This is a genomic window from Roseinatronobacter bogoriensis DSM 18756, assembly GCF_004366635.1.
Taxonomy (GTDB): domain Bacteria; phylum Pseudomonadota; class Alphaproteobacteria; order Rhodobacterales; family Rhodobacteraceae; genus Roseinatronobacter; species Roseinatronobacter bogoriensis.
On record NZ_SORN01000003.1, the window covers coordinates 228,549 to 254,916 of the forward strand.

Below are 26,368 nucleotides of genomic sequence, written 5' to 3' on the forward strand. Positions count from 1 at the left end.
GTATCATGGCTGTTGCGGGCATGCTCATTCGGCGGCAATCCCTTCAACACGGTCTTCAATTTCGTCTGCGGCGTCCTGAAGTGCAGCCAGTGTGGCCGCATCGGGTTGCCAGTAGTTACGCTCGGACGCTTCGATCAGGCGTCCGGCCAGTCTTGCGCTGGCTTGCGGGTTCAATTCGGCCAGACGGCGGCGCATGGCCTCATCCAGGACGAAAGTCTCTGACAGGCGCTGATAGACCCAGGGTTCAACTGTGCCGGTCGTGGCCGACCAGCCCATCGTATTGGTGACCTGTGCCTCGATCTGGCGCACGCCTTCGGCCTTGTGGACCAGAAGCGCTTCATAGAATTTCGGGTTAAGCGAGCGCGAGCGCGTCTCCAGTGCGATCTGGTCGCGCAGGCTACGTACCTTGCCGCTGCCGCGCGTCTGATCACCAATATAGACAGGTGTATCTGCCCCGCCGCGCGCGCGCTTCACGGCCCGTGCGATGCCGCCCAGCGTGTCGAAATAGTGGTCAACGGTCGTCACACCCAATTCGACCGATTCAAGGTTCTGATACGCCAGATCAACGGTTTTCAGGGCCGCTTTCAGCAAGTTCGGCTGTGCGACAGGCTTGCCATTCACGCCATATGCAAAACCCTTGCGCGCCTGATAGGCATCGGCCAGTTCGTCTTCCTCGCCAAAAGCGGAGCTGTCGACCAGCTGATTGACATTTGATCCATAAGCCCCCTCGGCATTCGAGAAGACGCGCAGGGCCGCCGTCTCCAGCGACACACCAAGATCGCGTGCCGCAGCAAGTGCATGGGCGCGAATGAAATTCTGTGCCTCTGGTTCGTCCGCCAGTGCCGCTTTCAGCGCGGCCTCGGCCAGCAGGCGGGTTTGCAGTGGCAGCAGGTCGCGGAAAATACCTGACAGGGTCATCACCACATCGATACGCGGGCGGCCCAATTCGGCCAGCGGGATCAGATCTGCCCCCGACAGGCGGCCATAGGCATCAAAGCGCGGGGTTGCGCCCATCAGCGCCAGCGCCTGCGCCATCGGGCCACCATCGGATTTGATATTGTCTGACCCCCACAGCACCATCGCGACCGTGCGCGGCAGAACCGGGTGCGCGTCCAGCAGTTTTTGCGCCTGCACGGCCCCTTCGCGCAGCGCAAAGGCCGTGGGCATGCGGAACGGGTCAAAGGCGTGAATGTTGCGCCCTGTCGGCACAATCTCGGGCGAGCGGATCAGGTCGCCGCCCGGCACCGGCGCGATGTATTCGGCGCCAAGGGCGCGCAACAGGCCGCGCATTTCGTGGTCACTCTGAAGGTCGCGGTCCATCCGTGCGCGGGTCACATCATCGACATTGACCTGCGCCAGAAGATGTTTGCGCGCATCCGCATCCATAGGCTTGCCCATAATGTGCAAACCTTCGGGGATCAGCGCATCCTCAACCTCCAGCAGTTTCAGCCACAGACCGGCGGGATCGCCCGACAAATCAAGCGCTGCGGCCTGTTCTGCGATCAGGGCTTCCAGATCACTCCGATCTTCTGTCGCATGATCCAGGCTGCGCCAGCGCTGCAAACTGTCTTTCAACTCTTGCAGGCCCCGATACAGACCCGCTTGGGCGACCGGCGGGGTCAGATGCGTGATCGTGACCGCGTTCGAGCGGCGCTTGGCCAAGGATGCCTCGGACGGGTTGTTCGCGGCATACAGGTAGATATTCGGCAGATTGCCGATCAGGCGGTCGGGCCAGCAGGTGCGGCTGACACCGGCCTGCTTGCCTGGCATGAATTCCAACGCGCCATGCATGCCGAAATGCAGCACGGCATCGGCGGCAAACTCTTCACGAATCCAACGGTAGAAGGTGGTGAAGGCATGCGTAGGCGCAAAGCCTTTCTCAAACAAAAGGCGCATCGGGTCGCCTTCGTAGCCAAATGTGGGCTGCACGCCGACAAAGACATTGCCGAAATCTGCCCCCAGCACGAAGACTCCGCGCCCATCGGACTGTTCGCGCCCTGGTGCAGGGCCCCAGACATCTTCGATCTCGGACAGCCAGGGGGTGCCACTGACGATCCGGTCGGCGCTGACATGGGCCGCGACATTTGCGGGCATGCCGAAAGTCCGCGCATTGCCTTCAAGCACCATCGCACGCAATGCGTCCACGCTTTCTGGCGGGGTCAGATTATAGCCTTCGCGCGCCATGGCATGCAGGGTGTTATATAGGCTCTCGAACACCGAGAGATAGGCGGCGGTGCCGACTGCGCCCGCGTTGGGAGGGAAGCCATAAAGCACGATGGCGACCTTGCGCTGGGCCACTTCGGCACGGCGCAGACGGACCATGCGCGCGGCCTTGTCGGCCAGCGCCAGAATACGCTCGGGGCAGGGGGCCATTGCCTTGGTGTTGGCCTCGTTCATCGGCATGCAGCCGCCCGGGCAGCCCTGACAGCCCTCGACCCCGTGACGCCCGGCATAGGCCGTGGGGCAGCTTGCGCCATCGATCTCCGGCAGCGCGATCAGCATTGTCGTTTCAACCGGGCCAAGCCCGCCGCCCGAGCCTGCCCATTGACCCAGTGTCTGAAATTCCAGCGGATGGGCGACCATATAGGGCACGTTCAGGTCTGTCAGCACTTCGACTGCGGCGGGGCTGTCATTATAGGCAGGCCCGCCCACAAGGCTGAAGCCCGTCAGCGACAAGAGCGTGTCAATATTCCCGGCATGATACTTGGAAATCGCCGGTCGGCCATCCAGCCCGCCCGCAAAGGCGGGGATAACAGCAAGGCCCTGTGCCTCCATAGCGCGAATGACCGCGTCATAATGCGCGGTGTCCGAGGCAAGTATGTAAGAGCGCATCAGCAACAGGCCGATTGTGCCCTTGGCATTCTCTGGCCGGGGCAGGTCTGCCAGATCGGTGGTGATGCGGTCCGCAAGATCGGGGTGATAGAGGCCCACATCGGGGTAATCAATCGGGGCTGCGGCCTTGATCTCGCGCCATTCAGGACGTTTGGCATAGCGCGAGATGAGAAAGCGCATCATCGCTTCGATATTGTCATCCGAACCGCCAAGCCAGTATTGCATGGACAGGAACCATGCGCGCAGGTCCTGCGCCTTGCCGGGGATGAAACGCAGGATTTTGGGCAGGCGGCGCAGCAGGCTCATCTGCTTTTCGCCAGAGGCAGGCTTGGACTTGTCGCCACCCCCGCGCAATTTCTTCATGATCTTGGCAATACCGGTTGCGGGTTTCGACATGTCCAGATCACCCATTTTCGTCAGCTTGACGATCTGGGGGTCTGCGATCACGCCGACAAAGGCATCACAGCGCGCGCTGGCGGCCTGCAATTCAGGCAGGCAGGCGCTGACATGCTCCTCGATGAACAGCAGGTTGGCCACAACGATATCAGCCGCGTTGATCGCGGCCTTTGCCTCTGACAAAGCGGCGGGGTTTTCGGCCCATTCGGCGGCTGCGTGAATCGACACGTCCAACCCCGGAAAGTCCTGACGCAGACGCGGCAATACACGCTCTGCCGGTCCGGCAGCATGTGCGTCAAGCGTGACGACCACAAAACGGTAGGGAGTGGGTTGGAGTGTGCGACTATCGAGCATAATGGGCCTTGGCCTCGTAAAGCGTATCGACAGAGATTTCGTGTAGGCCCTTTTCAAGCGCGAATTTTTCGGTGTTGCGCCTTGCCTTGCCGCGCACGAAGAAGGGGATTTTCTTCAATTCGCGTTCGGCACAGCTGAGCCAGATGATGTTGTCGGGCAGCGATGGCGTGTCGGGTTGGGCAGGGGGGGCGGATGGCGGGGGCATCGAGCCCCCTTCATCCGCGGCCGCAGGCGCGGCAGGTGCACCCGGATCATTCCGGGGCGCATGGCCGCCATGATGCGAGGGGCCTGCTTCGTCATGGAATTCGAAATCGTCGCGGAACATGTGCAGAAGATGTTCTTCAAGCCCCATGACCAGTGGGTGAACCCAGGTGTCGAACAGCACATTCGCGCCCTCAAACCCCATCTGGGGGGAGTAGCGGGCGGGGAAATCCTGCACATGGACGGGTGCGGAAATGACAGCGCAGGGAATGCCCAGACGTTTGCCGATATGGCGTTCCATCTGGGTGCCAAGGATCATTTCCGGCGCGGCATCTTCAATAGCGCGTTCGACTTCGAGATAGTCATCGGTGATCAGCGCATCGAGGCCAAATTCTTTTGCCAATGCGCGCAACGGGCGGGCCTGTTCGCGGTTGTAGCACCCCATGCCACAGACCTCGAAACCCATTTCATCGCGGGCGACCTTGGCGGCGGCCATGACATGTGTGCCATCGCCAAACAGAAAGACGCGCTTGCCGGTCAGGTAGGTGCTGTCAACGCTTGCCGCCCACCATGGCTGGCGCATGCGCGCCTCGTCAACCGGCAGGGTGCTGCCGGAGAGCGTGCGCACTTCCTCGATGAAGGCGCGGGTTGCGTTGGCGCCGATGGGGATGGTTTTTGTATAAGGCTGGCCAAGCTCTTTCTCGCACCAGCGCGCGGCAGATTCGGCCGTTTCCGGATAGAGCAGCACGTTGAAATGTGCCCGGCCCATCCGCGCGATATCGGCCGGAGACGCGCCCATCGGGGCTGCGACATTGACCTCGATTCCCATCTCGGACAAGAGGCCGGTAATCTCGGCCAGATCATCGCGGTGGCGAAAGCCAAGGGCCGTGGGACCAAGGATGTTACACGTCACCCGGTCTGAGCGGGGCATCGGTTTGGCCAGTGTGCGGCATATCTGCAAGAATGCCTCATCACAGCCAAAGTTTTCCTTGCGCTGATAGCTTGGCAATTCCAGCGCGATAACAGGCACAGGCAGGTCCATTGCTTCGGCCAGACCGCCTGGGTCATCCTGAATAAGCTCTGCCGTACATGAGGCCGCGACCATCAGCGCCTGTGGCTGGAAGCGGGCATGGGCATCGCGGCAGGCCGAGGTGAACAGGCCAGACGTATCGGCCCCCAGATCACGGGCCTGAAAGGTGGTGTAGCTGACGGGGGGGCGGTGATTGCGCCGCTCTATCATGGTGAAGAGCAGATCGGCATAGGTGTCGCCTTGGGGCGCATGGAGCACAAGGTGCAGCCCGGTCATCCCTGTTGCGACACGCATGGCACCGACATGGGGCGGGCCTTCATATGTCCAGACAGCGAGTTTCATGCGTGCACCGTTGCAGTTTGAGTATTTTTGGCAAGAAAATGGACAGGGGTCATTCTGCTGCCTCCAGCCGGTTCGGGTGCTGCCGCTTCAGGGCTGCATGGCGGCGCAGGGGGCGTGCAAAAAGCGCGGCAAGATCGCCTGCCTGTTCAAAGAAATGGACAGGCGTAAAGACCAGTTCGATCGCCCATTTGGTTGCCAGTCCTTCGGCTTCCAGCGGGTTGGCAAGGCCAAGGCCGCAGACCGTCAGGTCCGGGCGCGAGGCGCGGACACGGTCGAGTTGCAGATCGACATCCTGCCCTTCGGAGAGGGTGGGGCCCTCCGCGATCAGGTCGAGTTCCGGGCCATGCAGGTCGGTATGCAGATAAGGCGTGCCGATCTCGATGGCGTCCATGCCGCATTCGCGGGTCAGGAAGCGGGCCAGCGGGATTTCAAGCTGGCTGTCGGGCATGAAGAAGATGCGTTTGCCGCGCAGAGTTGTCGCGGCGGCGGCTATTGCCTTTTCAGCGCGGACGCGCGGGGCTGCAACAACTTGATCAACCTTCTCTGGCGCGATGCCGAATTCGGCAGCAATGGCCTTGAGCCAGAGAGTGCTGCCTTCGACGCCAAAGGGGAACGGCGCGGAAATGTGGCGCGCGCCCGCACGTGTGAGGGCGGCATGGGTGTCGCCCAGGAAGGGTTGGGTAAGCGCAAAGACGGTATTCGGCCCGATTGCGGGCGTATCCTGAACGCGGCGCGATGGCAGGCAGCGCACGGGCGTCACGCCAATCTGCGCAAGAAGTGCCAGCGCCTGATCCTCAACCACATCGGGCAGAGCGCCGACGAGCAACAGCTGCTTTTCCGGGGTGCTGGGCAAGGCAGGCACCATCGAGGCCAGGCAAGCATCTTCGCCTTGTGTGAACGTCGTCTCGATCCCTGAGCCGGAGAAATTCAGCACGCGCACATTCGGCCCGTGGATCACACTCAACCGTTCGGCTGCACGTGCGAGGTCCAGCTTGATCACCTCTGACGGGCAGGAGCCGACGAGGAACAGTTGCTTGATATCAGGACGGCGGGCCAGCAGGCGGGCAACTTCGCGGTCTAGCTCTTCATTCGCGTCTGCCATGCCAGCAAGGTCTTTTTCTTCCAGAATGGCCGTGCCGAAGCGTGGTTCGGCAAAGATCATAACCCCTGCCGCAGATTGCAGCAGATGCGCGCAGGTGCGCGATCCGACCACGAGGAAGAAAGCGTCCTGCATCTTGCGGTGCAGCCAGATGATACCAGTGAGGCCGCAAAATACCTCGCGTTGGCCACGCTGCTTCAGGACGGGTGTGTCGCGGCAACCTGTGCTCATGCTGACACCTCAAGCGGTGCGGGCGTAGAAAGGCGCGCCATGCGCAGTTTCCAAATGAACTGTGCGGCATTCACGAAATAGGCGGCATAGGCCACAAGCGCGAGGATCATGAGCTGATCTGGTGTCATGAAGCCCATGAACAACCCTGCCAGGTAGAGCGTGTGCAGGGCAATCACCCCGAAGCTGACGACATCTTCCCAAAAGAACGCCGGGGCCAGAAGATACTGGCCAAAGACTTCCTTTTCCCAGATCGCGCCGGTGACCATGATGGTATAGAGTGCGAGGGTCTTGATCAGAACCGAAATGGTCGCGGCAATATAGCCCTCACCCGTCATCAGAAAGCGCAAGACCAGTGCCGCAGAAATGAGGCATATAATGAATTGCACAGGCGCCAGGATGCCTTGCACAAGCGTCCACCGTGATGCGTCGCGCTTCTTGCGCTGTTCTGGCGTGTAGAGCGCTTTTTGCAAATTCTGCGCCATATGGCCCCCCGATCGCGATTCCCAAGTGAAGCTTAGCCCCTGACATACATGAGTGTCAACTAAAACTTACACGTCGGGAATCGGCTGATGGTTGCGTGGGTTTACGTGGCTCCTAAATTCAATGTGCCGTGATTTATAATAAAATCAAGTATATACAAATCAAATGCATCTAGCGGCAAAGATGGCTGTTTGCTGGTTGTAAGTTTTATTTGACAATTCTGCGGGTTCCTGAGACGGTAATATGCGATGGCATTCCGCCGTCAAAGCTCTTTACCGCGCAGAGGGCTGGAGCTGCCGCGCATTTGAGGGGGCGGGAAATATGGTTGGTTTGGTGCATCCGGTGACATCTTCCAAGCACTCAGAGGATATGTCGGTGCGCAGGTTCGCCATGCGCGTCGTATCCGAGTTGGCGCAGGCATCCGGAACGGGGCATGCCGCGCTCAGTACAATCATCGCAAAGCTGGTTACCGATTTCGCGCGAAGTGGCGACAGCCGTGCATTGAGCACCCTTTACGCTGAAATGCGCATGCGGCGCATCTCGGCAGAAGAGGTGCTGGATGCGTATTTGCCAAACGCTCTGGGGGTGATCGGGCGAGAATGGCATAATGAAGAGATAGACATTCTGCACGCGTCGCTTGCCTGTGCCCGGCTGCAAAACCTGCTGCGTGAACTTGGGCGCGCTTGGGCGTCAGACCGTATGGGGCCGGTCGGGGATGGTCGTATCCTTCTGACACTGCCCAAAGGAGAGCAGCATACCTTTGGGGTGATGCTGGCCGCCAACCAGTTGCGACGGATCGGGGTATCGGTGAAGGTGATGTTGCTTCCTGCCGCGACCGAGTTGCGCGATGTGCTGGCGCATAACAGGTTTAATGCCGTGTTTATCTCCGTTTCAAACAAGACTTCGGTATTGCCATGTGCCGCCATGGTGCGAGAGTTGCGGACCTGGTCACACGAAGACATTCCTATCGTGATTGGGGGGGGCTTGGTTTTGCGAGAGAATAGCGATACTGATCACCGCCGAATCGCAGATACAACCGGCGCAGATATTGTCACAAGTGACATTGCCTGCGCTCTTCATTCTTGCGGCATACAGCAAACTATTGCGGCAGCAGAATAAAGCATTGCTCGCCGACAAGAATTACGCTGCCGCTGTGGCAGCAGGAGGGAAGCGAGTGACCTTGCCAGATCATGGTGGGCTGTCAGGACCAGAAGAGATTGCAAGGTTCTTCGATGATCCCTTGACCTCCTCTGTGCTTACAAGCATGGCAGATATCTGCCTTGTCCTTTCACCTGAGGGTCGTGTCCGTGCGGTGTCTTCACGGCCGGGCTCCCCGACGTCAGGTATCGTGGCGGGATGGAAAGACAAGGCGCTTTCTGAATTAATTGACTCCATGTCATCTGAAAAGTTGCATCAACGTATCGAGCAGCTTTCGAGTGATGTGGCCAGTTCTGCGTCTGCCCCCTTGCGCTGGGTGGAGTTGCAGCATGTCATCGGGCAGGGCGAAACCTTGCCTGTGCGTTATGCGCTGCATCTGATGCATGACCGGCGCCATGTGCTGATGGTCGGGCAGGATCAGCGCCCGACGATAGAAATGCAGCAAATGCTGCTGAATGCACAAATCGCGCTGGAGCGCGACCACGAGGTGCAGCGCGAAATTGATACGCGGTATCGGTTGCTGATGGACTTCACGAATGACTCCATTGTGTTGGTTTCAGTTGGGTCCGGGCTGATTGTCGATATCAATCATAACGCAGCGCTGATGCTGTCGCGCCCGCGTGGGGACCTGTTGGGCAGGTCGCTGGCCGACTTCTTTGTCGATCACACCCGTGACAGCCTTGTTTCCGCTTTGGAAAACCCGGCACAAACCGGGACGGCCGCAGTTCTGGAAGTTGAGATCAAGTCCTCGCAGCGAAGGTTGCAGATGTCGGGCAAAATGTTCCGCGCTTCTGGGGAGCAACTGGCAATCGTTCGGCTGACAGACCCCGGTGAGGGGGCAATCGCGGACGAACAATTGACATCCAACTTGCGCCAGCTGTTCAATCACGGGTCAGACGCGATTGTGTTTGCTGATCGTGATGGAAATATTCTTGCAGCAAGCGAGACATTCCTGAACCTGACAGATGTGCCGTCCGCTTCAGCGGTGCGTGGCAGGTCGCTGGCAGATTTTCTTGCGCGCGGTACGGTGGACTTGCGTGTTCTGTTGGAAAATGCGCGCCGGGCAGGGCAGTTGCGCATGTATGCAACCAGGCTCAATACCGATTTCGGCGCGCAAGTCGGGGTCGAGATATCGGCCACATGGCTGGATGACCAGTTTGACCCGGTTCTGGCGCTGGTCTTGCGCAATTCGTCCAGCGCCGGGGCGGTCAGGCCGGACACTACCGGCGCGCAGGACCAGAGTATGCAAGGCGTCATCGAACTTGTCGGCTCTTCCACACTCAAGGATATCGTGTCCGAGACGACCGACGTGATCGAGCGGATCTGTATTGAGACCGCTCTGGAGTTGACTCGCAACAACCGTGTCGCAGCCGCTGAAATGCTTGGGTTGTCGCGCCAGTCGCTTTATGTGAAGCTGCGAAAATACGATCTTGTCAGCAGGGACGAGGGATAATTCAGCTTTTCAGGCGTCGATCAAGGTGAACTTGATCTGTGTCAATTAAAGTTTCCTTCATGTGTGTAAGCCTGTGTTTACACAATGGAGGGAACCCATGCGAATCGTCTTTGTTCACCCGAATTACCATTCTGGCGGCGCCGAGATTGCCGGGAGCTGGCCGCCTGCTTGGGTGGCCTATCTGACCGGTTCGCTGCGGGCCGCTGGCTTCGATGATATCCACTTCATCGACGCTATGACCAACCATGTCGACAACGACGCTTTGCGCGCGCAGTTCGAAGAGTTGAAGCCGGATGTCGTCGGTACCACCGCGATCACCCCGTCGATCTATGTCGCGGAAGAGGTGTTGCGCATCGCCAAGGATGTCAATCCCGATGTCGTGACAGTGTTGGGCGGCATTCACGGCACTTTCATGTTCCGGCAGGTCCTTTCTGAAGCGCCGTGGATTGATACGATCGTGCGCGGCGAGGGCGAGGAGATTGTCGTCAATCTGATGAACGCCATAGCCGAGGGGCGGTGGCCCGCCGACAGGCGCAAGATTCAGGGCCTTGCCTTTATCGAAGAGGGCGAGATCGTCGCCACGCAAGCTGCCTCTACGGTCAAAAATCTTGATGGGATCAAGCCGGACTGGTCAATTCTGGAATGGGACAAATACATCTATGTGCCGCTGAACCGGCGTGTGGCCATCCCCAACATGGCGCGCGGTTGTCCCTTCACCTGTTCGTTTTGCAGCCAGTGGAAATTCTGGCGCGATTACCGGGTGCGCGACCCCAAGAAGGTGGTCGATGAAATCGAAGATCTGGTTGAAAACCATGGTGTTGGATTCTTCATTCTTGCCGATGAGGAACCCACCATCAACCGCAAGAAATTCATTGAATTCTGCGAGGAGTTGATTGCCCGCGACCTGCCGCGCCGCATTCAATGGGGGATCAATACCCGCGTGACGGATATCATGCGCGACAAGGAGTTGCTGCCCTTCTACCGCAAGGCCGGGCTTGTGCACGTCTCGCTGGGCACCGAGGCCGCGGCGCAGTTGAAGCTGGACCAGTTCAACAAGGAAACCACGGTCGCAGACAACAAGGAAGCAATCCGCCTTCTGCGCGAAGCCGATATCTTCACTGAGGCACAGTTCATTGTTGGGCTGGATAATGAGACTGCCGAGACACTGGAGGAAACCTTCCAGATGGCATGGGACTGGCAGCCCGATCTGGCAAACTGGGCCATGTATACGCCTTGGCCCTTTACGCCGTTGTTTCAGGAATTGCGTGATCAGGTCGAGGTGTTCGACTATTCCAAATACAATTTCGTAACCCCGATCATGAAGCCCAAGGACATGACGCGCGGTGGCCTGCTGGAAGGGGTGCTGAAGAACTATCGCCGCTTCTACATGCGCAAGGCGCTGTTCCATTACCCTTGGCGCGGGACAGGCTATCGACGGAAATATCTGCTGGGCTGTCTGAAGGCATTTCTTAAGGCGGGTGTGCAGCGGCAGTTCTATGACCTTGGAAAACACGGATATTTCAAGCTGGAATCCCGCGACAAGATGGATTTTGGCTTCGACATGAGCCGAACCATCGCCGATGCGCAAATGGCGGATTGGGAAGATCACGCCGACAAGAAGCGCAAAGCCGCAGAGCGGCGCGAGGCGTTGCGCGCGCAAGGCAAGGCGCGTGCAGAAGAGCGCAATGCGATCAAGGCTTGCGGCGGCGGCGGGCAGATGGAAGACGAGGCACAAGCCCCGCGTCCGTTCCGTATGCCCAATGGCGCGACGCCCGGTCTGCGCGAACCTGCGGAGTAATCAAAAGTGTCGGGCACGGCGAAAATTGGACCAAATGCGGTTCTGCAACATTTGCCCGTGCTCGACGCCGAGATTGGCGAGGCCTTGCGAAATGCACTGCTTTACCGGGCCGAGATAGAGGAGCCGCCCGCCGATGCGGGAATGTTGCCAGAGGATCAGGTCGCACGGCTGCACAATGCCGTGCGGTTGTACCTGCCAGATCGTGCCGCGCGCATACAGCGTGCGGCAGGGCTGGCGACGGGTGAGTATATTCTGGCCCATCGCATCCCCGCCCTTGCACAGCGGTTGATCCGGGCTTTGCCCGCGCCTTTGGGTGCACGCCTTCTTGCGGCAGCGATTGCAAAGCACGCTTGGACATTCGCAGGCTCTGGCAAGTTTCGTGTGGTCAGCCATGCGCCGCTGGTCTTCGAGATTGCGAAAAACCCGCTGGCGCAGATGGGCGCACACGCGCCGATCTGTCATTGGCACGCAGCGGTCTTTGAACGTCTGTTTTCGGAATTGGTCTGGCCGTCAACCCATGTCCAAGAGGTCAGTTGTAGCGCCACGGGTGCGCCGGCCTGTCGGTTCCGGATTGGCCCCGCAAAAGCGGCCCTATCCCCCGAGACTAGTGATGCAATTTTCCTGTAACGGGATCGACCTTGATTTCGACTTTGGCGCCGTCGCGGGTGAAAAGTTCCACCTCCCAATAGCCATCGTCATCCCATTCAATCTCGTCGATGAAGTGAATGTCGTAGCGATCTTCAAGCCCGGCAACAATTTCGGACAAAGGCAAAGCCTGCGCCGGGGGCGTACGTTCGGCCAAGGCCGGGCCAGCGCTAAGCGCAAGGGCTACAGGGAAAATATAACGCAGTTTCATCATGCCTCCGCTCGATCTTTGACTATAAGTAAGAATGCTACCGGTGCTTTCAATCCAAGTGCAGCCAAGCTGCGCGGAAACCCGCTGCATGTAAGGGTCAATTAACACTTGATGGAATCCTAAATGTAAGGCAAAGTTTACAGCATGAGCGATCTGAGTCTTCAAACCCGCCCCAAACCCTCTGGCCTGCCGCAGCCCCGCGCCATGCTGGAACTGATCAAGCCGATCACATGGTTTCCGCCAATGTGGGCCTATCTGTGCGGCATTATCTCGGTCGGTATCTGGCCAGAGAGTTGGGCGCTGGTGGTGCTTGGTGTGCTTCTGGCCGGGCCTATTGTCTGCGGCATGTCCCAAGCGGCGAATGACTGGTGCGACCGGCATGTGGACGCGATCAATGAACCCAACCGGCCAATCCCGTCGGGGCGCATTCCCGGGCGCTGGGGGTTGTATATTGCGCTGTTGATGTCGGCGCTGGCGCTGGCTGTCGGCTGGCAGCTTGGCCCCTGGGGCTTTGGCGCAACCATTGTCGGTGTGCTGGCAGCCTGGGCCTATTCGGCTGAGCCGGTCCGCGCCAAGCGTTCCGGCTGGTGGGGTCCGGGCCTTGTTGGTCTAAGCTACGAATCCCTGCCTTGGTTCACTGGCGCTGCCGTCATCGCAGCGGGCGCGCCGCGCTTCGAGATTGTGGCGATTGCGGTGCTTTACGGGCTTGGTGCGCATGGCATCATGACGATTAATGATTTCAAGGCCATTGAGGGCGACCGCCAGATGGGCTTGAAATCCCTTCCGGTCACGCTTGGCCCTGTGGATGCGGCGACCGTCGCAGGCACTGTGATGGTGCTGGCGCAACTGGTCGTCGTGTTCCTGCTGCTGATCTGGGGCGCACCAATTCATGCGGGCATCATTGCGCTTGGCATCGGCGTGCAGATCTGGGCGCTGGGCCGCTGGCGGCAGGATCCGGCGCGGCTGGCGCCTTGGTTCAACGGCACCGGCGTCGGGCCTTATGTTCTGGGCATGATGGTCGCGGCCTTCGCCCTTAGGGGGATTGGCGCATGACGCTGAGTTGGGTCCAGATATTCCGCCTTGGTCTGGTTCAGGCCTGCCTCGGTGCGATTGTGGTCTTGATGACTTCAACCCTCAACCGGCTGATGGTGGTGGAGCTGGCGCTTCCAGTGGTGCTGCCGGGGTTTCTGGTGGCGCTGCATTATGGTGTGCAGATCACGCGGCCCAACTGGGGGCATCTGGCCGATCAGGGGGGCAACCGTACACGCTGGATCATCGCCGGGATGGCGCTTCTGGCGCTGGGGGGGCTTGGCGCAGCCGCTGCCATTCCGCTTCTGGAAAGCCATTTCGGCCTTGGTCTTGCGCTCTCTCTTCTTGCCTATGCCGTGATCGGTCTGGGCGTGGGGGCATCTGGCACCTCGCTTCTGGCCTTGCTGGCAACCGCCACGGCAGAGCATCGCCGCCCGGCGGCTGCGACGATCACATGGCTGATGATGATTGCAGGCATTGCACTGACCGCGATTACGGCAGGCAAGTTTCTTGACCCGTATAGCCATGCGCGACTGATGGTGATTGTGGCCATCATATGCACGGGGGCTGTCGCGCTGACCATTCTGGCCGTCTGGGGCATAGAACGGCGCGTCGTCATTCGGCCTGCGCCGCCGCCGGTCCGCTTTCGTGACGGGATGCGCGATATCTGGGCAGACACGCGCGCGCGGAATTTCACCTTCTTCGTGTTCCTGTCGATGACTGCCTATTTCATGCAGGAACTGATTCTCGAACCCTATGCCGGGCTGGTGTTTAACTACACGCCGGGGCAATCCACACAAATGTCTGGCGCGCAGAATGGCGGGGTATTCCTTGGGATGGTTCTGGTCGGTGTAGCAGCGTCTGGCCTTCGACTGGGCAGTTTGCGGGCCTGGGTCGTCGCGGGCTGTATCGGATCGGCAGTGATGCTGGTTGCGATTGCGGGGGCAAGCCTGTGGGTTCTGCCGCTGGTGCCGCTGGTTGTCGCGCTTGGGTTTTTCAACGGCATGTTTGCGGTCGCGGCCATCGGCTCGATGATGCAACTGGCTGGCGAAGGGCAAGACAAGCGCGAAGGTACGCGGGTGGGCCTTTGGGGTGCCAGTCAGGCGATTGCGGCAGGGTTTGGTGGTCTGACAGGTGCCGCGCTGGTCGATCTTGCGCGCAGTCTGTTGCCGGTGGCCGATGCCTTTGGCGCGGTCTTCCTGTTTCAGGCAACGATTTTCATAGCGTCCGCGGCTCTGGCTGCGCGCATCATGTCACCGCGCCCAAGGGCGCTGATGGTTCCGGGGGAATAAGCCATGAAATATGATGTATTTGTCGTGGGTGGCGGGCCTTCGGGTGCGACAGCAGCAGATGATCTGGCGCGTGCAGGCAAACACGTTGCGTTGCTGGACCGTGCCGGGCGCATCAAGCCCTGTGGTGGGGCAATCCCCCCACGCGCGATTGCGGATTTTGACATTCCGATGTCACAGATCGTGGCGCAGATCACCACAGCGCGCATGATCTCGCCGACAGGGCGGGCAGTCGATATTCCCATCGAGAACGGATATGTCGGCATGGTGGACCGCGAGGATTTCGATGAATTCCTGCGCGTCCGTGCCGCAGAGGCCGGGGCAGACCGTCTGACCGGCACCTTCCTGCGTATCGAGCGTGACGCGGAAGGAACGCATGTCGTCTGGCGCGACAAGGCAACGGGAGAAGAGCGCCGCAGCGCCACCAAACTGGTGATTGGCGCCGATGGCGCGCGTTCAAATGTAGCACGCGCAGAGGTGCCGGGTGGCGACAAGATCCCTTATGTCATCGCCTATCACGAGATCATCAAGGCCCCGCCCGCGAATGACTTTTACGACCCTGATCGCTGCGATGTGATCTATGACGGGCGCATCAGTTCCGATTTCTACGGCTGGGTGTTTCCGCATGGCAAACATGCCAGCGTCGGCATGGGCACAGAGATTAACGGGGCCGATCTGAAGAAAGCCACGGCCGATCTGCGCGCCATGTCGGGCCTGTCGGATTGCGAAACCATCCGCCGCGAAGGTGCGCCAATTCCGCTGCGCCCGATGGATCGCTGGGACAATGGCCGTGATGTCGTGCTTGCAGGCGATGCGGCAGGTGTGGTCGCGCCCAGCTCGGGCGAGGGGATATATTACGCGATGGTGGGTGGCCGTGTGGCAGCAACTGCGGCGCAAGCGGCCTTGGCCTCGGGCAAGGCAAAGGATCTGGCGCTGGCGCGCAAACTGTTCATGCGTGAACACAAGACCGTGTTCCGGGTCTTGCGCCAGATGCAGGACGCCTATTACAAATCCGACGAACGGCGCGAGCGCTTTGTAAGCCTGTGCCATGACATCGATGTGCAGCGTCTGACCTTCGAGGCCTATATGAACAAGAAACTTGTGGCCGCGCGGCCCTTGGCGCATGTCAAGATCGGGATCAAGAACATGCTGCATCTGACCGGCCTTGTCCGTCCGAGTTACACATGACAGATCTGATTCCAGCTTGGGAAGATGGCACGCTCAAACCGCTGGATAAGCTGGATGTGCACCGGCGCGGGCTGCGGCATAAGGCGATTTCTGTCTTTGTGACCGAAGGCGACCGCGTGCTGATCCAGCGCCGCGCGTTGAGCAAGTACCATACCCCCGGCCTTTGGGCGAATACCTGCTGCACCCACCCGCATTGGGACGAATCCGATCTGGATTGCGCCAATCGCAGGCTGGAGGAAGAGCTTGGCATTACCGGCCTTGACCTGACCCATGCCACCGAGATCGAGTACCGCGCCGATGTTGGCGGTGGGTTGATCGAGCATGAACTTGTGCAGGTCTATACCGCCCGCGTCATGCCGGATCTGAGTGTGACACCAAACCCCGAAGAAGTGGCCGATATCGACTGGATCAACCTGCCCGCGCTGCGCGCGATGGTGGAGCGCCACCCCGACCGTTTCACACCGTGGCTACGGATCTATCTGGAAAAGCATGTGCGCACCATTTTTGGCAGCCATGTGGGCAGTGCAGCCGATCTTGCACTGAACCACTAAGGCCGCCGCATCTCAGGCATATTGCGGGTTGCGCTGCATGACCGAATAATTCAGCGCCCCCGCAATCGTCACCCAAAGCAGATAGGGCGCAAACAGCAGTCCCGCGATCGGGTCCAACGCCCAGAAGCTGAGCATTGTTGCTGCGACAAACACCCACATGAAACCTACGATCACCAGTGCGGCGCGCATGCGCTTCAACCCGAAAAAGACCGGCGACCATAATGTGTTGAACGCAATCTGCGCCGCCCAGAAGGCCAGCGCCTGTTGCGACCCGTCCAGCAGGGCCACGCGCATCGCAGCATAGGCCATGGCGATGTAAAGCGTGATCCAGACCAGTGGAAACACGATCCCCGGTGGCGTCCAGACGGGTTTGTTCAGGTCGCGATACCAGTTTCCCGGCTCGAACATGGACCCGGTCGCGCCGGCGGCGCCACAGGCCGCGAGGAATGTCAGAAAGAGTAACCAGTCCATTGCGTGTCCTTATTTGCCTGCCATGCCCCGCTGGCACCAGACTGTGACCTGATTGCGCGCCCATGCGGGCGCATTCCTTGACTTGTGCGCCCTATCGGGCGCGTTGGCGCTGTGCCTTCTGACCCTATCTAGCTCAGGCGCTGCGCCGTTCCAAGCCAAGTTGCCGCTCTCGTTTCGCCATGTCCTTTTCGCGCAACCGCGCCAGCGCATTTATCAGAGTATCCGAGCGGCTGAACCCTTCGCGCTCTCGCGCCGCTGTGTCGACGAGAAAGGCCACTTCAGGGCAGGGCTTTCCATAGAGCGTGGCCATTGTCGGCTTTGCAAGGGTCAGGGCCGCGCGCAGGCCGGAAGCGGCCAGCCAGCCAATTTTGCGCCCTTTGCCCGTCACGGCGCGTTGGGTGATGCTGTCGCAACCCTGCGACCGGATCACACCGCCAATGCCGCCATAGATCGTGCGCGCGGCGAAAATACCGGGCCGACAACTGAGTGGCAGCGCGGCGATACCCGGCTCGGAGCGTTGATAGAGCCGATCTGCTTCGCGCAACAGCCGTTCTGTCATGGCGCGGATTTCGGGTGATGCGGTCGGATTGCGCAAGAAAGCCGCTGGATCAAGACCCGCTTCTGCAAACCAGTCCAGCGGAAGATAGATGCGCCCCAGCTTTGCATCCTCGCCAACATCGCGGGCAATATTGGTTAGCTGCATCGCAAGGCCCAGATCGCAGGCACGCGCCAGCCGATGACGGTCGCGCACCCCCATCAGCACACACATCATGGCGCCCACCACGGCAGCGACGCGCGCGGAATAATCCAGCACCCCTGACAAGGTGTCGAACCGCCGCCCCTCGGCATCCCATGCCAGCCCTTCCAGCAGGGCATCGGGCAGGGCGCGCGGCATGTCATGGGTCTGGATCATCCGGGCGAATGCGCGGTCTATTGGTGCATCATGGGGCTTGCCTGTATAGGCACTGTCCAGCCGGTCTTGCAGATGCAAGACGGCTTCTATCGGGTTCTGCCCTTCGTCAACAGCATCATCGGCCAGACGGCAGAAGGCATACAGCACCAGCGCAGGGTCGCGGACATGCGCGGGCAGCAGTTTCGAGGCCGCATGAAATGATAGCGAGCCGGTGCGGATCGCGGCGCGGCAGGCCTCCATGTCGGCAGCGGCACTCATTCCGCGGCCATGCGCAAAGGCGTGGCAGGCGCGGCATCGGGGACAAGCTGCGCCAGAACCTCTGCTGTGCCGATCACACCGGGAACGCCAGCGCCAGGATGGGTGCCCGCCCCGGCAAGGAACAGACCCGGCACTTCTTCAGAGATGTTATGCGGGCGGAAATAGGCGCTTTGCAAGATGCGTGGCTCAATAGAGAAGCCAGCGCCAAGCGGGGATAGATAGCGGTCACGGAACGTGTCCGGCGTGAACACAAGGCTTTCGGACAGGTGCTGCGACAGGCCGGGCAACAGCCGATTTTCCAGCATCGCCAGCATTTTCTGGCGATAGGGTTCCGCCTCAACGGTCCAGTCAACGCCATTGTCATGGCCCAGATGCGGCACGGGAGAGAGAACATAGAACGTATCATCGCCGTCCGGGGCCACCGAAGGATCAGTGACCGAGGGGCGATGGACATAAAGGCTCATGTCATCTGCCAGACGGCCCTTGATGAATATATCCTGTATATGTTCCCGATAGCGTGGGCCGACGACGATCGTATGATGCCCGACATCGCGCCACATGTCCTTTGTCCCTCTGGTGCCGAAATACCAGACGAACAGCCCCATCGACCAGCGCTGGCGCTTGAGTTTCGCATCGGTCCAGCGTTTGCGGGTGCGGTTGCGCAACAGGCGGGTATAGGTATGGCCCGCATCGGCATTGGAAACGACGATATCCGCATCCAGCCGCTCGCCCCCCACCAGCCGGACGCCCGCAGCGCGGCCATGCTCGACCAGAATTTCGTCCACTTCTTCGCCCATTCGGACCATGCCGCCCTGATCGCGGATGACCTGCGCCATGGCCTTTGCAATCGCCTGCACCCCACCCATTGCGTAATGGACGCCAAAGGCTTTCTCCAAGTGGCTGACAAGGATATACATTGACGTCACGCGGAACGGGTCGCCCCCAATGAACAATGGGTGAAAGGACAATGCGAAACGCAGGCGCGGGTCGCGCACGCGACGCGCGGCGTGGGCATAGACTGACCGATCTGCGCGCAGCCATGCAAACCGGGGCAGGACCTTGATCAACTCCCACAACTCATTCATCGGGCGACGACCCAGATTTTCATAGCCGAACCAGTAGCGGTCTTCAGAGTCGTTCAGGAATTTGTGGTAGCCCTTCACGTCCGATGGAGAGAGGCGCTTGACCTCTGCTTCCATCGCGGCTTCATCCTGACGCATGGTAAAGGTTGATCCATCCTCCCAACGGATTTCATAGAACGGGTCCATCGGCTTCAGGGTCACGTCGCGGTCAAAGTCGCGCCCGCAAGCGGCCCATAGGTCGCGCAGACCTTGGGGCACGGTTACGATGGTTGGTCCCAGATCGAACCGGTGACCCCCTTGCGTGATGGACGATCCCCGCCCGCCGGGCAGATCAAGCTTGTCTATAACACAAACACTGTACCCTTTGGCCCCCAATCGCATCGCAGAGGCAAGCCCGCCAAGGCCGGCACCAATGACAATAGCGCGCTGTGGCGCCGCAGAATCAGACATGTTTTGTTCCCATCGCATGGTGTTTTCACAAACCTACACTGCACCGAAGTGTCAATCAAGATTTACATTGTTTTGCTTTACTCTGTCCAGTTCATGTGACAATCTGGGTTTACACTTCATGCTATTGGAATCGCCATGCAAACCGTCACACTTAATCTGTTTCGTTTTGATCGGGCGCTGACCCGGCTTTGGGTTCTGGGCCAGATGGGAGCGGCGCGTTTCGCGTTGCCGCATGTCAAGGGGCTGAATTTCTGGAAGCTTTGCGGCTCCGGCACGGGAGAAGGGTTTACCCCGAAGCCCAACTGGGGAACATGGGCGATCCTTGCGGGCTGGGACAGCCGTGAACAGGCCGATGCCGGATTGCAGCGCCCCCCGTTCAGCCAATGGCGGCAGCGCGCAGATGAAAGCATGACATTGTTTCTGGAACCCTATGCCGCACGCGGTAAATGGGCCGGGCGCCAGCCCTTCGTCCCCGAAGGCGGGCCGGATGGTGCCATCGCCGCAATGACCCGCGCCACCGTCAAGCCTGCGCATGCCTTGCGCTTCTGGGGGCGGGTGCCGGATATTTCGGCCAAGGTCGGAACGGACCCCAATGTGATTTTCAAGATTGGCATTGGCGAAGTGCCTCTGTTGCATCAGGTGACCTTTTCGATTTGGCCGGATGCCGACACAATGGCCGCCTTCGCGCGGCGCGGCGAACATGCCGAGGCTATTCGCGCTGTGCGTGATGAGAACTGGTTCAATGAGGAACTTTACGCCCGTTTCCGCATTACCGGGTGCGAAGGCACCTGGGAGGGCCGCGACCTTATGTCGGCCACAAACAACACACAGGAGGCTGCATGACGCCTTTCCCCTTTGCTGCCATTGTCGGGCAGGACGAGATGAAAACCGCCATGATCCTGACTGCGATCGACCCCAAGATTGGCGGGGTGCTGGTTTTTGGGGATCGGGGCACCGGCAAGTCAACGGCTGTGCGCGCGCTGGCCGCCCTGCTGCCGCCCATCGAGGCCGTAAAGGGCTGCCCGGTGAATTCTGCGCGGCTTGAGGATTGCCCGGACTGGGCGCAAGTGACCGAAACCGAAACTACCAGCCGTCCGACCCCGGTTGTCGATCTGCCTCTGGGCGTGACCGAAGACCGCGTGACAGGCGCGCTGGATATCGAACGCGCCTTGACGCGCGGTGAAAAGGCGTTTGAGGCGGGGCTTCTGGCGCGGGCCAATCGGGGCTACCTGTATATTGATGAGGTGAACCTTCTGGAAGATCACATTGTTGATCTGCTGCTGGATGTGGCGCAGTCGGGCGAGAATGTGGTGGAACGCGAAGGCATGTCGATCCGCCATGCCGCGCGGTTTGTGCTGGTCGGGTCTGGCAACCCAGAAGAGGGCGAGTTGCGCCCCCAGCTTCTGGACCGTTTCGGCCTGTCGGTAGAGGTGACCAGCCCGAAAGAGATCGACACCCGGGTTGAAGTGATCCGCCGCCGCGATGCCTATGAAAACGACTATGACAACTTCATGGCTGAATGGCAGCCACAGGATGTGGCCTTGCGCGCCCGCATCCTCGATGCGCGCGCGGCACTTGCCGGTGTGCGCAGTTCCAATGTCGCGCTGCATGATTGCGCGTCGGTATGTGTGGCGCTTGGCTCTGACGGGTTGCGCGGCGAATTGACCTTGCTGCGCACAGCGCGCGCGCTCGCGGCCTTTGAGGGGGCCGATGAGGTGACCCGCGCCCATATCCGAGAGGCTGCGCCAATGGCATTGCGCCACCGTCTGCGCCGTGACCCGCTGGACGAAGCAGGTACCGGCGCGCGCGTAGCGCGCCAACTGGCCGAGGTGCTGCCCTGACCCCCTTTGACGAGGCCAGCGGCCACCCCGGTCGCCCGATGCCCGAGGCTGACCCCTGGGAACAGGTGACGCTGGCAATCACGCTTTTGGCGATCGACCCAAAAGGCCTGCGCGGGTTGTGGCTGCGGGGTCGTGCTGGGCCTGTGCGTGACCGCGTGCTGTCCGGCCTTGGCCTGCTGGTGCCGCGCAAGCTGCATCCGTTCACCTCAGACGAGGCGCTTCTGGGTGGAATGGACCTGAGCGCGACCTTGGCCACGGGCGAATTGCATCGCCATGCGGGCCTTTTGGAACATGCCGGCTGCCTGATGCTGACCATGGCCGAACGCTGCCCGCCGGGCCTTGCCGTGCGGCTGGGACAGGCGCTTGACAGTGACCCGCGGCTTAGTCTGGTCGCGCTGGATGAAGCGGCGGAAGACGGTGAGGGCCTGCCCAACGCGCTGGCCGACCGGCTTGGCTTGTTTCTGGACCTTGACGGCTTCGCGTGGTCTGACACGGCGGACATGTCGATCAGCCCCAGCCTGATTACATCGGCTCAAGCCCGCCTGCGCCACATTGAAACGGGCACGGCGCTGGAACGGTTGACGCGGGTTGCTGCAGAACTTGCCATATCCAGCCTGCGTGCACCGCTGCTGGCGCTGGCCTGTGCGCGGGCGCATGCCGCATGGCGCGGCGGGGCAGAGATTGAAGATCAGGATTTGCAAGTCGCTGTCGCGCTGGTGATGGCGCATAAGGCGCTGGCCTTCCCCGAGGATGCACCCGATCAGGAGGACGCCCCCCCGCCAGAGCCGCCACAGGATCAGCCAGATCAAAGCCAGAACCGCGACCAGAGCGAGCTGGATATCCCCGACGAGATGCTGATTGAGGCGGCGCGCGCAGCCTTGCCGCCCGGATTGCTGGCGCAGTTGCAGGCCGCGCGCGTGGCGCGGCAGGCGGCAAGCGCCAATTCCGGCGCGGGTGCCAAACGCAAATCCATGCGCCGCGGCCGCCCGATGCCGTCACGCGCGGGCAAGCCCGGCTCGGGCGCGCGGGTGGATGTGATTGCCACATTGCGCCAGGCCGCGCCGTGGCAGAAGATGCGCCGCGCCATGATGCCGGGGCGCGCAATGGACCGGCTGTTGCTGATGCCGTCTGACATTCGCATCAAACGCTATCAGGAACAGACCGACCGTGTGCTGATTTTCGTGGTCGATGCGTCCGGCTCTGCCGCGCTGGCGCGTCTGGCCGAAGCCAAGGGCGCAGTGGAATTGATGCTGGCCGAAGCCTATTCCTCGCGCGATCATGTGGCGCTTGTCACCTTTCGCGGGAATAAGGCCGAGTTAAGCTTGCCGCCCACCCGCTCGCTGGTGCAGACCAAGCGCAGACTGGCGGGCTTGCCGGGCGGTGGGGCCACGCCGCTGACCCATGCGCTGGAGGTCGCGCTGGCCACGGCCGAACAGGCGCGCCGCCACGGCATGACGCCGACATTGGCCCTGTTGACAGATGGGCGCGGCAATATTGCGCTGGATGGCAGCGCCAACCGTGTTCAGGCTGGCGAAGATGCCAGCCGCCTTGCCAAGATTATCGCAGCCAGGGCAATTCCGGCGCTGGTCATCGACACCAGCTTGCGGCCCAAACCACAACTGGCTGAATTAAGCGCAGAAATGGGGGCAACCATGATCGCCCTTCCAAGGGCTGACGCGCGCAGCTTGTCCAGCACGCTTAGTGCTGCACTGGGGGGCTAGACATGCAGGGGATTCCTGCAGATTGGCCCTTGCGCGCACATTCCCGCGTGATCCGGTGCCGCCCACATGAATGGCATGTGCAGGTTCTTGGGCAGGGGCCGGATGTGTTGCTGTTGCACGGTGCGGGCGCTTCGGCACACAGTTTTCGACATCTGGCGCAACTGTTGCATGGGTATCGTGCCATCATACCGGACCTGCCGGGGCAGGGTTTTACCCGCGCGGGCGGCATGATGCGGCTGGGGCTGGATGCGATGGCCGACGATCTTGCAGCACTTTGCGCCGATCAGGGCTGGCGGCCCGTCGCGATTATCGGCCATTCTGCGGGTGCCGCCATCGCGCTGCGCATGGCCGAGGTTCTGCCAAACCCGCCACGCTGCATTATCGGGCTGAACGCGGCGCTTGGTCCGTTTGATGGTTTTGCAGGCTGGTTGTTTCCGAAGCTGGCCAAGGCCATGTCGGCCAGCCCATTTGTTGCCGCGATTGTCACGCGGCTTGTCTCGAACCGCAATCAGGTCGAGATGTTGTTGAAAGGCACAGGCTCCACGCTCGATGCCGAAGGCGTGACGCTATATCAGCGGCTTGTCAGCGACAAACGCCATGTCGAAGGCACCCTGGGTATGATGGCACAATGGCAGCTGGAGCCACTGATCGAACGCCTTGCGCAGATCATGGCGCCAACATTGCTGATCGCCTCTGACAAGGACCGGGCCGTTCCCGCGCGCGTCTCGCGCGATGCCGCTGCCGTTATCCCGCGTGCCGAATATGTCGAGGTCGCTGATTTCGGCCATCTGTTGCACGAAGAAGCACCCTACCGCGTCAGCGAATTGATCTTGCCCTATCTTGCCAAGAATAGCGGGGGGCTGTCGCTGGTGGGGGGACAAGTCTGATCAGAAACTCCAGTTTTTACGCCGCGGCACGCGTACAGCCAGCATCGGCTTGAGAAGGGGTTGTGCATAGCGGCGCAGGTCCAATGCCTCATGCACGCCAACACTCTCAACCCCTTCGATGCGCGTGCGCACGGCTGCGCGTGTGTAGAAAGGCGCATCCAGCATGGCCAGTTCCTGACGCGGTCGAAACCCGGTATCGGCGCGCGTTTCGCGCCGGACTGCCCAGCGACTGCGGGCAAAACGCGTCAGTGGCGGCGGGGTAATTTCTTCAACCCGTCCATCAGGGTGGAAATGCAGGGCGGTTTCCTGCGTCTGCCCATCGCGCAGTTCCGCATCGTAAAAGCAGGTCGCGCCGCCGCGATTGGGAAAGCGCCCCCATGTCCAGTAATTGAAATCATCCTCCAGCGCGGCGGTGCCGAAATTGGCGTCAAAATAGCCATGACCCTGCCAGCGATGACCGGGCGAGAGGTCAACCTCTATCCGCGCGATCGGGGCAAAGGGTTGCCAGCTATGGCTGCCATCGGGGGTCAGATTATGGGTCTGACCAAACAGCGCCTCTGGGTGCAGCGTGATCGTGCCGCGCACGCGGCTGATCAGCGGGGGGGATGAAATCTCGTTCACCTCGATCAACAGCCGGTCGCCTTCCCAGCGGATGGAAGAGGGGCCAACCTCGAACACATCCTCGCTTTGGCGCAGCGCGGATCTGCCACGGTCGGTCATGGTGAAGCGGCCCTTGGGGCCATAGGTCACCACATTGATACAACAATGATTCTGCGGGTCGCGCCGGCCGGACCAGCGATACCAGGGCGAGAAGACCGAGCCGATAAACCCGATTACCGAGACGGCGCGGCTGCCGTCGTCGCTGATTCCGTCGATATACCACCACGCATAGCCATTCGGCGCCACGTCGCGGCGGAAGTCCGGTCGCTGAGCGCCGCTTGCGCTGCATGTTTGCCCGAAAGCGCTGCCATCGGCACGCCCGCCCCCGGATGCACCCCGCCCCCCGCCAGATACAGGCCCGAAACTCGGGTCCGTGTTGTGGGCCTCAGGAAGGTCGCCCAGGTGCCGTTCGGGCTGAGGCCGTAAAGCGCGCCTTGGCTGTGCGGAAACATCTGTCCGAAATCTTGCGGCATCGTCACGCAGGACTGGTCCGGCTGTGGGCTGAGATGTAGCCCGAATTGCGCCAGCCGCGCGAAAGGATGATTCTGACATGTCGTGTCCTTGCTGTCGCATATACCCTCGGCAACTGCCGGAGCATTCAGGATGAATTGAAAGCGTTCTTGCCCCTTGGGCGATGGCCCGGCGCGGTCTTGGGCGCAGACATAGATCGTGGGCGCTTGTGGCACCTGCCCCCGCGCCAGGGGGCCGAATTCCTGTGCCGGGTCATCGGCAAAGAAAACGCTGTGATAGGCCAGCGCATCTTGTCCAAGCCCTTGCGGCTGAACCTCTGCGCCGAATGTCCAGACCCGTGCCGACAGGCTGCGTGGCTTGATCTGGCGCTGCTTGACGGCCTGTGATGGCGTTTCCAGCAAATGGGGCAGGGCGGCAGGGTCGCCGTTGAAGACAACCTGCCGAGAGTGCAGCACTGCGCCATCGGCAAGCTCCACGCCTGAAACCTGACCATTGGCCGCAAGAATCCGCGCCACGGCTGTATTCAGGCGCAATGTGCCGCCAAGCCGGGTGAATAATCTGGCAAGCGCTTGCGCAAGTTCGGCCATGCCGCCTTTCACAGCCCAGACTCCCGCCGCCTCTGCCTGCCAGATAAGCCCCAGGACAGCGGGCGCTTGCAACGGGTTTCCGCCCACATAGGTGGCATAGCGCCCGAAAAGCTGGCGCAGGCGCGGGTCGGAAAACCGCTGTTCAAGCATGTTTTGCAGGGTTTTCCCCGGTTGCAGCCAGGGCATCAGATATGGGCGTGCCAAAGCGGCGCGTGTGGCCCCCCAGATGCTGGGCGCGGCCGCGCGCATGATGGGTGCATCGAAAGCGTTAAACAGGGCGCGAGTCTCGCGCTCGAAGCGGTCAAACTCGCGACGTGCCGTCGTGCCAAAGGCCGCGCCGATCGCATCGGCATTGGCGCGGGCATCCGGGAACAGGTCAAGAACGGTGCCATCGGACCAGAAATGCCGGGCCAGTACAGGCAGTCGGGTCAGGGTCAGATGATCTTCCAGCTTCGATCCGGCTGCGTCAAACAGGTCGTCAAGCACATCGCGCAGAGTTAGCACAGTTGGTCCTGCATCGACGGGGCCAGCGGTGCTGTCCATCACCCTTATCTTGCCGCCGGGCCAGCCATGCGCCTCCAACAATGTCACATCGCGACCACCGGCGGCCAGCCTGACAGCCGCAGCAAGGCCACCAATCCCGGCGCCAATGACCAAAACAGAGTCTTTGTGGATATCCATGTCAGGAATTCTTGACTCTTTTGTCGAAAGTGTCCAGTATTATTTACACTAACATGTCT

Annotated in this window: 22 protein-coding genes; 12 read left to right on the plus strand and 10 right to left on the minus strand. The window is 60.8% G+C overall.

Annotation, left to right across the window (positions count from 1 at the left end):
* Positions 1 to 24: 24 nt before the first annotated feature.
* Genes EV660_RS09305 through bchF form a run of 4 tightly spaced genes read right to left on the minus strand, consistent with a single transcriptional unit; the run spans position 25 to position 6,967 of the window.
* The gene (locus EV660_RS09305) at positions 25 to 3,582 is read right to left on the minus strand and encodes a magnesium chelatase subunit H (RefSeq protein ID WP_071479765.1); all 3,558 of its coding nucleotides are present in this window, start codon (positions 3,580 to 3,582) and stop codon (positions 25 to 27) included.
* On the minus strand, positions 3,572 to 5,155 hold the full coding sequence (gene bchB, locus EV660_RS09310) for a ferredoxin:protochlorophyllide reductase (ATP-dependent) subunit B (protein WP_071479764.1): 1,584 nt from the start codon (positions 5,153 to 5,155) through the stop codon (positions 3,572 to 3,574). The genes EV660_RS09305 and bchB overlap by 11 nt, the downstream gene beginning before the upstream one ends.
* A gap of 49 nt (positions 5,156 to 5,204) precedes the next feature.
* On the minus strand, positions 5,205 to 6,485 hold the full coding sequence (locus EV660_RS09315) for a ferredoxin:protochlorophyllide reductase (ATP-dependent) subunit N (RefSeq protein WP_071479763.1): 1,281 nt from the start codon (positions 6,483 to 6,485) through the stop codon (positions 5,205 to 5,207).
* Positions 6,482 to 6,967 carry a 2-vinyl bacteriochlorophyllide hydratase gene (bchF, locus tag EV660_RS09320; RefSeq protein WP_071479762.1) on the minus strand — a complete coding sequence of 162 codons (486 nt, stop codon included), beginning with the start codon at positions 6,965 to 6,967 and terminating at the stop codon, positions 6,482 to 6,484. The genes EV660_RS09315 and bchF overlap by 4 nt, the downstream gene beginning before the upstream one ends.
* 319 nt (positions 6,968 to 7,286) lie before the next feature.
* Here bchF and EV660_RS09325 point away from each other — a divergent pair, with 319 nt between their 5' ends.
* The 4 genes from EV660_RS09325 to bchJ all read left to right on the plus strand — a co-directional run bounded on the left by EV660_RS09325 (position 7,287) and on the right by bchJ (position 12,001).
* Positions 7,287 to 8,084 (plus strand): cobalamin B12-binding domain-containing protein, encoded by a 798-nt coding sequence (locus EV660_RS09325; protein WP_100319074.1) that lies wholly within the window; start codon positions 7,287 to 7,289, stop codon positions 8,082 to 8,084.
* Positions 8,085 to 8,205: 121 nt separating this feature from the next.
* The gene (ppsR, locus tag EV660_RS09330; RefSeq protein WP_260162285.1) at positions 8,206 to 9,576 is read left to right on the plus strand and encodes a transcriptional regulator PpsR; all 1,371 of its coding nucleotides are present in this window, start codon (positions 8,206 to 8,208) and stop codon (positions 9,574 to 9,576) included.
* A 97-nt stretch (positions 9,577 to 9,673) separates the two neighbouring features.
* The gene (bchE, locus tag EV660_RS09335) at positions 9,674 to 11,374 is read left to right on the plus strand and encodes a magnesium-protoporphyrin IX monomethyl ester anaerobic oxidative cyclase (RefSeq protein WP_071479760.1); all 1,701 of its coding nucleotides are present in this window, start codon (positions 9,674 to 9,676) and stop codon (positions 11,372 to 11,374) included.
* 6 nt (positions 11,375 to 11,380) lie between these two features.
* Positions 11,381 to 12,001, plus strand: coding sequence for a bacteriochlorophyll 4-vinyl reductase (gene bchJ, locus EV660_RS09340; RefSeq protein WP_071479759.1), 621 nt, complete (start codon positions 11,381 to 11,383; stop codon positions 11,999 to 12,001).
* Here bchJ and EV660_RS09345 read toward each other — a convergent pair.
* On the minus strand, positions 11,979 to 12,230 hold the full coding sequence (locus tag EV660_RS09345; protein ID WP_071481896.1) for a PepSY domain-containing protein: 252 nt from the start codon (positions 12,228 to 12,230) through the stop codon (positions 11,979 to 11,981). The genes bchJ and EV660_RS09345 overlap by 23 nt on opposite strands.
* Positions 12,231 to 12,374: 144 nt before the next feature.
* Between EV660_RS09345 and chlG the strand changes: the two genes are divergently transcribed.
* From chlG to idi, 4 genes are read left to right on the plus strand one after another with little or no spacing between them, the layout of a single operon-like run.
* On the plus strand, positions 12,375 to 13,283 hold the full coding sequence (chlG, locus tag EV660_RS09350; RefSeq protein ID WP_071479758.1) for a chlorophyll synthase ChlG: 909 nt from the start codon (positions 12,375 to 12,377) through the stop codon (positions 13,281 to 13,283).
* Entirely contained in the window at positions 13,280 to 14,551 is a 1,272-nt protein-coding gene (locus EV660_RS09355) for a BCD family MFS transporter (RefSeq protein WP_071479757.1), read from the plus strand. Before chlG ends, EV660_RS09355 begins: the two co-directional genes overlap by 4 nt.
* A gap of 3 nt (positions 14,552 to 14,554) precedes the next feature.
* Entirely contained in the window at positions 14,555 to 15,736 is a 1,182-nt protein-coding gene (locus EV660_RS09360) for a geranylgeranyl diphosphate reductase (RefSeq protein ID WP_071479756.1), read from the plus strand.
* Positions 15,733 to 16,287 carry an isopentenyl-diphosphate Delta-isomerase gene (idi, locus tag EV660_RS09365; protein WP_071479755.1) on the plus strand — a complete coding sequence of 185 codons (555 nt, stop codon included), beginning with the start codon at positions 15,733 to 15,735 and terminating at the stop codon, positions 16,285 to 16,287. The genes EV660_RS09360 and idi overlap by 4 nt, the downstream gene beginning before the upstream one ends.
* Before the next feature lie 12 nt (positions 16,288 to 16,299).
* On the opposite strand, the gene tspO is transcribed toward idi, so the two are convergent.
* The 3 genes from tspO to EV660_RS09380 form a co-directional block, all read right to left on the minus strand.
* Positions 16,300 to 16,758, minus strand: a complete 459-nt coding sequence (tspO, locus tag EV660_RS09370; RefSeq protein WP_071479754.1) for a tryptophan-rich sensory protein TspO — start codon at positions 16,756 to 16,758, stop codon at positions 16,300 to 16,302.
* Positions 16,759 to 16,891: 133 nt separating this feature from the next.
* Positions 16,892 to 17,929, minus strand: coding sequence for a 15-cis-phytoene synthase (crtB, locus tag EV660_RS09375; protein ID WP_071479753.1), 1,038 nt, complete (start codon positions 17,927 to 17,929; stop codon positions 16,892 to 16,894).
* Positions 17,926 to 19,461 carry a phytoene desaturase gene (locus EV660_RS09380; RefSeq protein ID WP_084634700.1) on the minus strand — a complete coding sequence of 512 codons (1,536 nt, stop codon included), beginning with the start codon at positions 19,459 to 19,461 and terminating at the stop codon, positions 17,926 to 17,928. The genes crtB and EV660_RS09380 overlap by 4 nt, the downstream gene beginning before the upstream one ends.
* Before the next feature lie 135 nt (positions 19,462 to 19,596).
* On the opposite strand from EV660_RS09380, the gene crtA reads away from it, so the two are divergent.
* Genes crtA through bchO form a run of 4 tightly spaced genes read left to right on the plus strand, consistent with a single transcriptional unit; the run spans position 19,597 to position 23,910 of the window.
* Entirely contained in the window at positions 19,597 to 20,304 is a 708-nt protein-coding gene (crtA, locus tag EV660_RS09385; protein ID WP_071479751.1) for a spheroidene monooxygenase, read from the plus strand.
* Positions 20,301 to 21,302, plus strand: coding sequence for a magnesium chelatase ATPase subunit I (gene bchI, locus EV660_RS09390; RefSeq protein WP_071479750.1), 1,002 nt, complete (start codon positions 20,301 to 20,303; stop codon positions 21,300 to 21,302). The genes crtA and bchI overlap by 4 nt, the downstream gene beginning before the upstream one ends.
* A 38-nt stretch (positions 21,303 to 21,340) precedes the next feature.
* Positions 21,341 to 23,023 (plus strand): magnesium chelatase subunit D, encoded by a 1,683-nt coding sequence (locus tag EV660_RS09395; RefSeq protein WP_071479749.1) that lies wholly within the window; start codon positions 21,341 to 21,343, stop codon positions 23,021 to 23,023.
* 2 nt (positions 23,024 to 23,025) lie between these two features.
* Positions 23,026 to 23,910, plus strand: a complete 885-nt coding sequence (gene bchO / locus EV660_RS09400; RefSeq protein ID WP_071479748.1) for an alpha/beta fold hydrolase BchO — start codon at positions 23,026 to 23,028, stop codon at positions 23,908 to 23,910.
* Here bchO and crtC read toward each other — a convergent pair whose 3' ends face one another.
* Together crtC and crtD are read right to left on the minus strand one after the other, a co-directional pair.
* The gene (gene crtC / locus EV660_RS09405) at positions 23,911 to 24,777 is read right to left on the minus strand and encodes a carotenoid 1,2-hydratase (protein WP_071481895.1); all 867 of its coding nucleotides are present in this window, start codon (positions 24,775 to 24,777) and stop codon (positions 23,911 to 23,913) included.
* Positions 24,744 to 26,309, minus strand: a complete 1,566-nt coding sequence (crtD, locus tag EV660_RS09410) for a 1-hydroxycarotenoid 3,4-desaturase CrtD (protein WP_071479747.1) — start codon at positions 26,307 to 26,309, stop codon at positions 24,744 to 24,746. The genes crtC and crtD overlap by 34 nt, the downstream gene beginning before the upstream one ends.
* Positions 26,310 to 26,368: the final 59 nt, after the last annotated feature.

Excerpts from the sequence above, each read along its gene's own strand:
- EV660_RS09305 (WP_071479765.1), bottom strand. The coding sequence starts at position 3,582 with ATGCTCGATAGTCGCACACTCCAACCCACTCCCTACCGTTTTGTGGTC.
- bchB (WP_071479764.1), bottom strand. The coding sequence starts at position 5,155 with ATGAAACTCGCTGTCTGGACATATGAAGGCCCGCCCCATGTCGGTGCC.
- EV660_RS09315 (WP_071479763.1), bottom strand. The coding sequence starts at position 6,485 with ATGAGCACAGGTTGCCGCGACACACCCGTCCTGAAGCAGCGTGGCCAA.
- bchF (WP_071479762.1), bottom strand. The coding sequence starts at position 6,967 with ATGGCGCAGAATTTGCAAAAAGCGCTCTACACGCCAGAACAGCGCAAG.
- EV660_RS09325 (WP_100319074.1), top strand. The coding sequence starts at position 7,287 with ATGGTTGGTTTGGTGCATCCGGTGACATCTTCCAAGCACTCAGAGGAT.
- bchE (WP_071479760.1), top strand. The coding sequence starts at position 9,674 with ATGCGAATCGTCTTTGTTCACCCGAATTACCATTCTGGCGGCGCCGAG.
- EV660_RS09345 (WP_071481896.1), bottom strand. The coding sequence starts at position 12,230 with ATGAAACTGCGTTATATTTTCCCTGTAGCCCTTGCGCTTAGCGCTGGC.
- chlG (WP_071479758.1), top strand. The coding sequence starts at position 12,375 with ATGAGCGATCTGAGTCTTCAAACCCGCCCCAAACCCTCTGGCCTGCCG.
- EV660_RS09355 (WP_071479757.1), top strand. The coding sequence starts at position 13,280 with ATGACGCTGAGTTGGGTCCAGATATTCCGCCTTGGTCTGGTTCAGGCC.
- EV660_RS09360 (WP_071479756.1), top strand. The coding sequence starts at position 14,555 with ATGAAATATGATGTATTTGTCGTGGGTGGCGGGCCTTCGGGTGCGACA.
- idi (WP_071479755.1), top strand. The coding sequence starts at position 15,733 with ATGACAGATCTGATTCCAGCTTGGGAAGATGGCACGCTCAAACCGCTG.
- tspO (WP_071479754.1), bottom strand. The coding sequence starts at position 16,758 with ATGGACTGGTTACTCTTTCTGACATTCCTCGCGGCCTGTGGCGCCGCC.
- crtB (WP_071479753.1), bottom strand. The coding sequence starts at position 17,929 with ATGAGTGCCGCTGCCGACATGGAGGCCTGCCGCGCCGCGATCCGCACC.
- EV660_RS09380 (WP_084634700.1), bottom strand. The coding sequence starts at position 19,461 with ATGTCTGATTCTGCGGCGCCACAGCGCGCTATTGTCATTGGTGCCGGC.
- crtA (WP_071479751.1), top strand. The coding sequence starts at position 19,597 with ATGCAAACCGTCACACTTAATCTGTTTCGTTTTGATCGGGCGCTGACC.
- bchI (WP_071479750.1), top strand. The coding sequence starts at position 20,301 with ATGACGCCTTTCCCCTTTGCTGCCATTGTCGGGCAGGACGAGATGAAA.
- EV660_RS09395 (WP_071479749.1), top strand. The coding sequence starts at position 21,341 with ATGCCCGAGGCTGACCCCTGGGAACAGGTGACGCTGGCAATCACGCTT.
- bchO (WP_071479748.1), top strand. The coding sequence starts at position 23,026 with ATGCAGGGGATTCCTGCAGATTGGCCCTTGCGCGCACATTCCCGCGTG.
- crtD (WP_071479747.1), bottom strand. The coding sequence starts at position 26,309 with ATGGATATCCACAAAGACTCTGTTTTGGTCATTGGCGCCGGGATTGGT.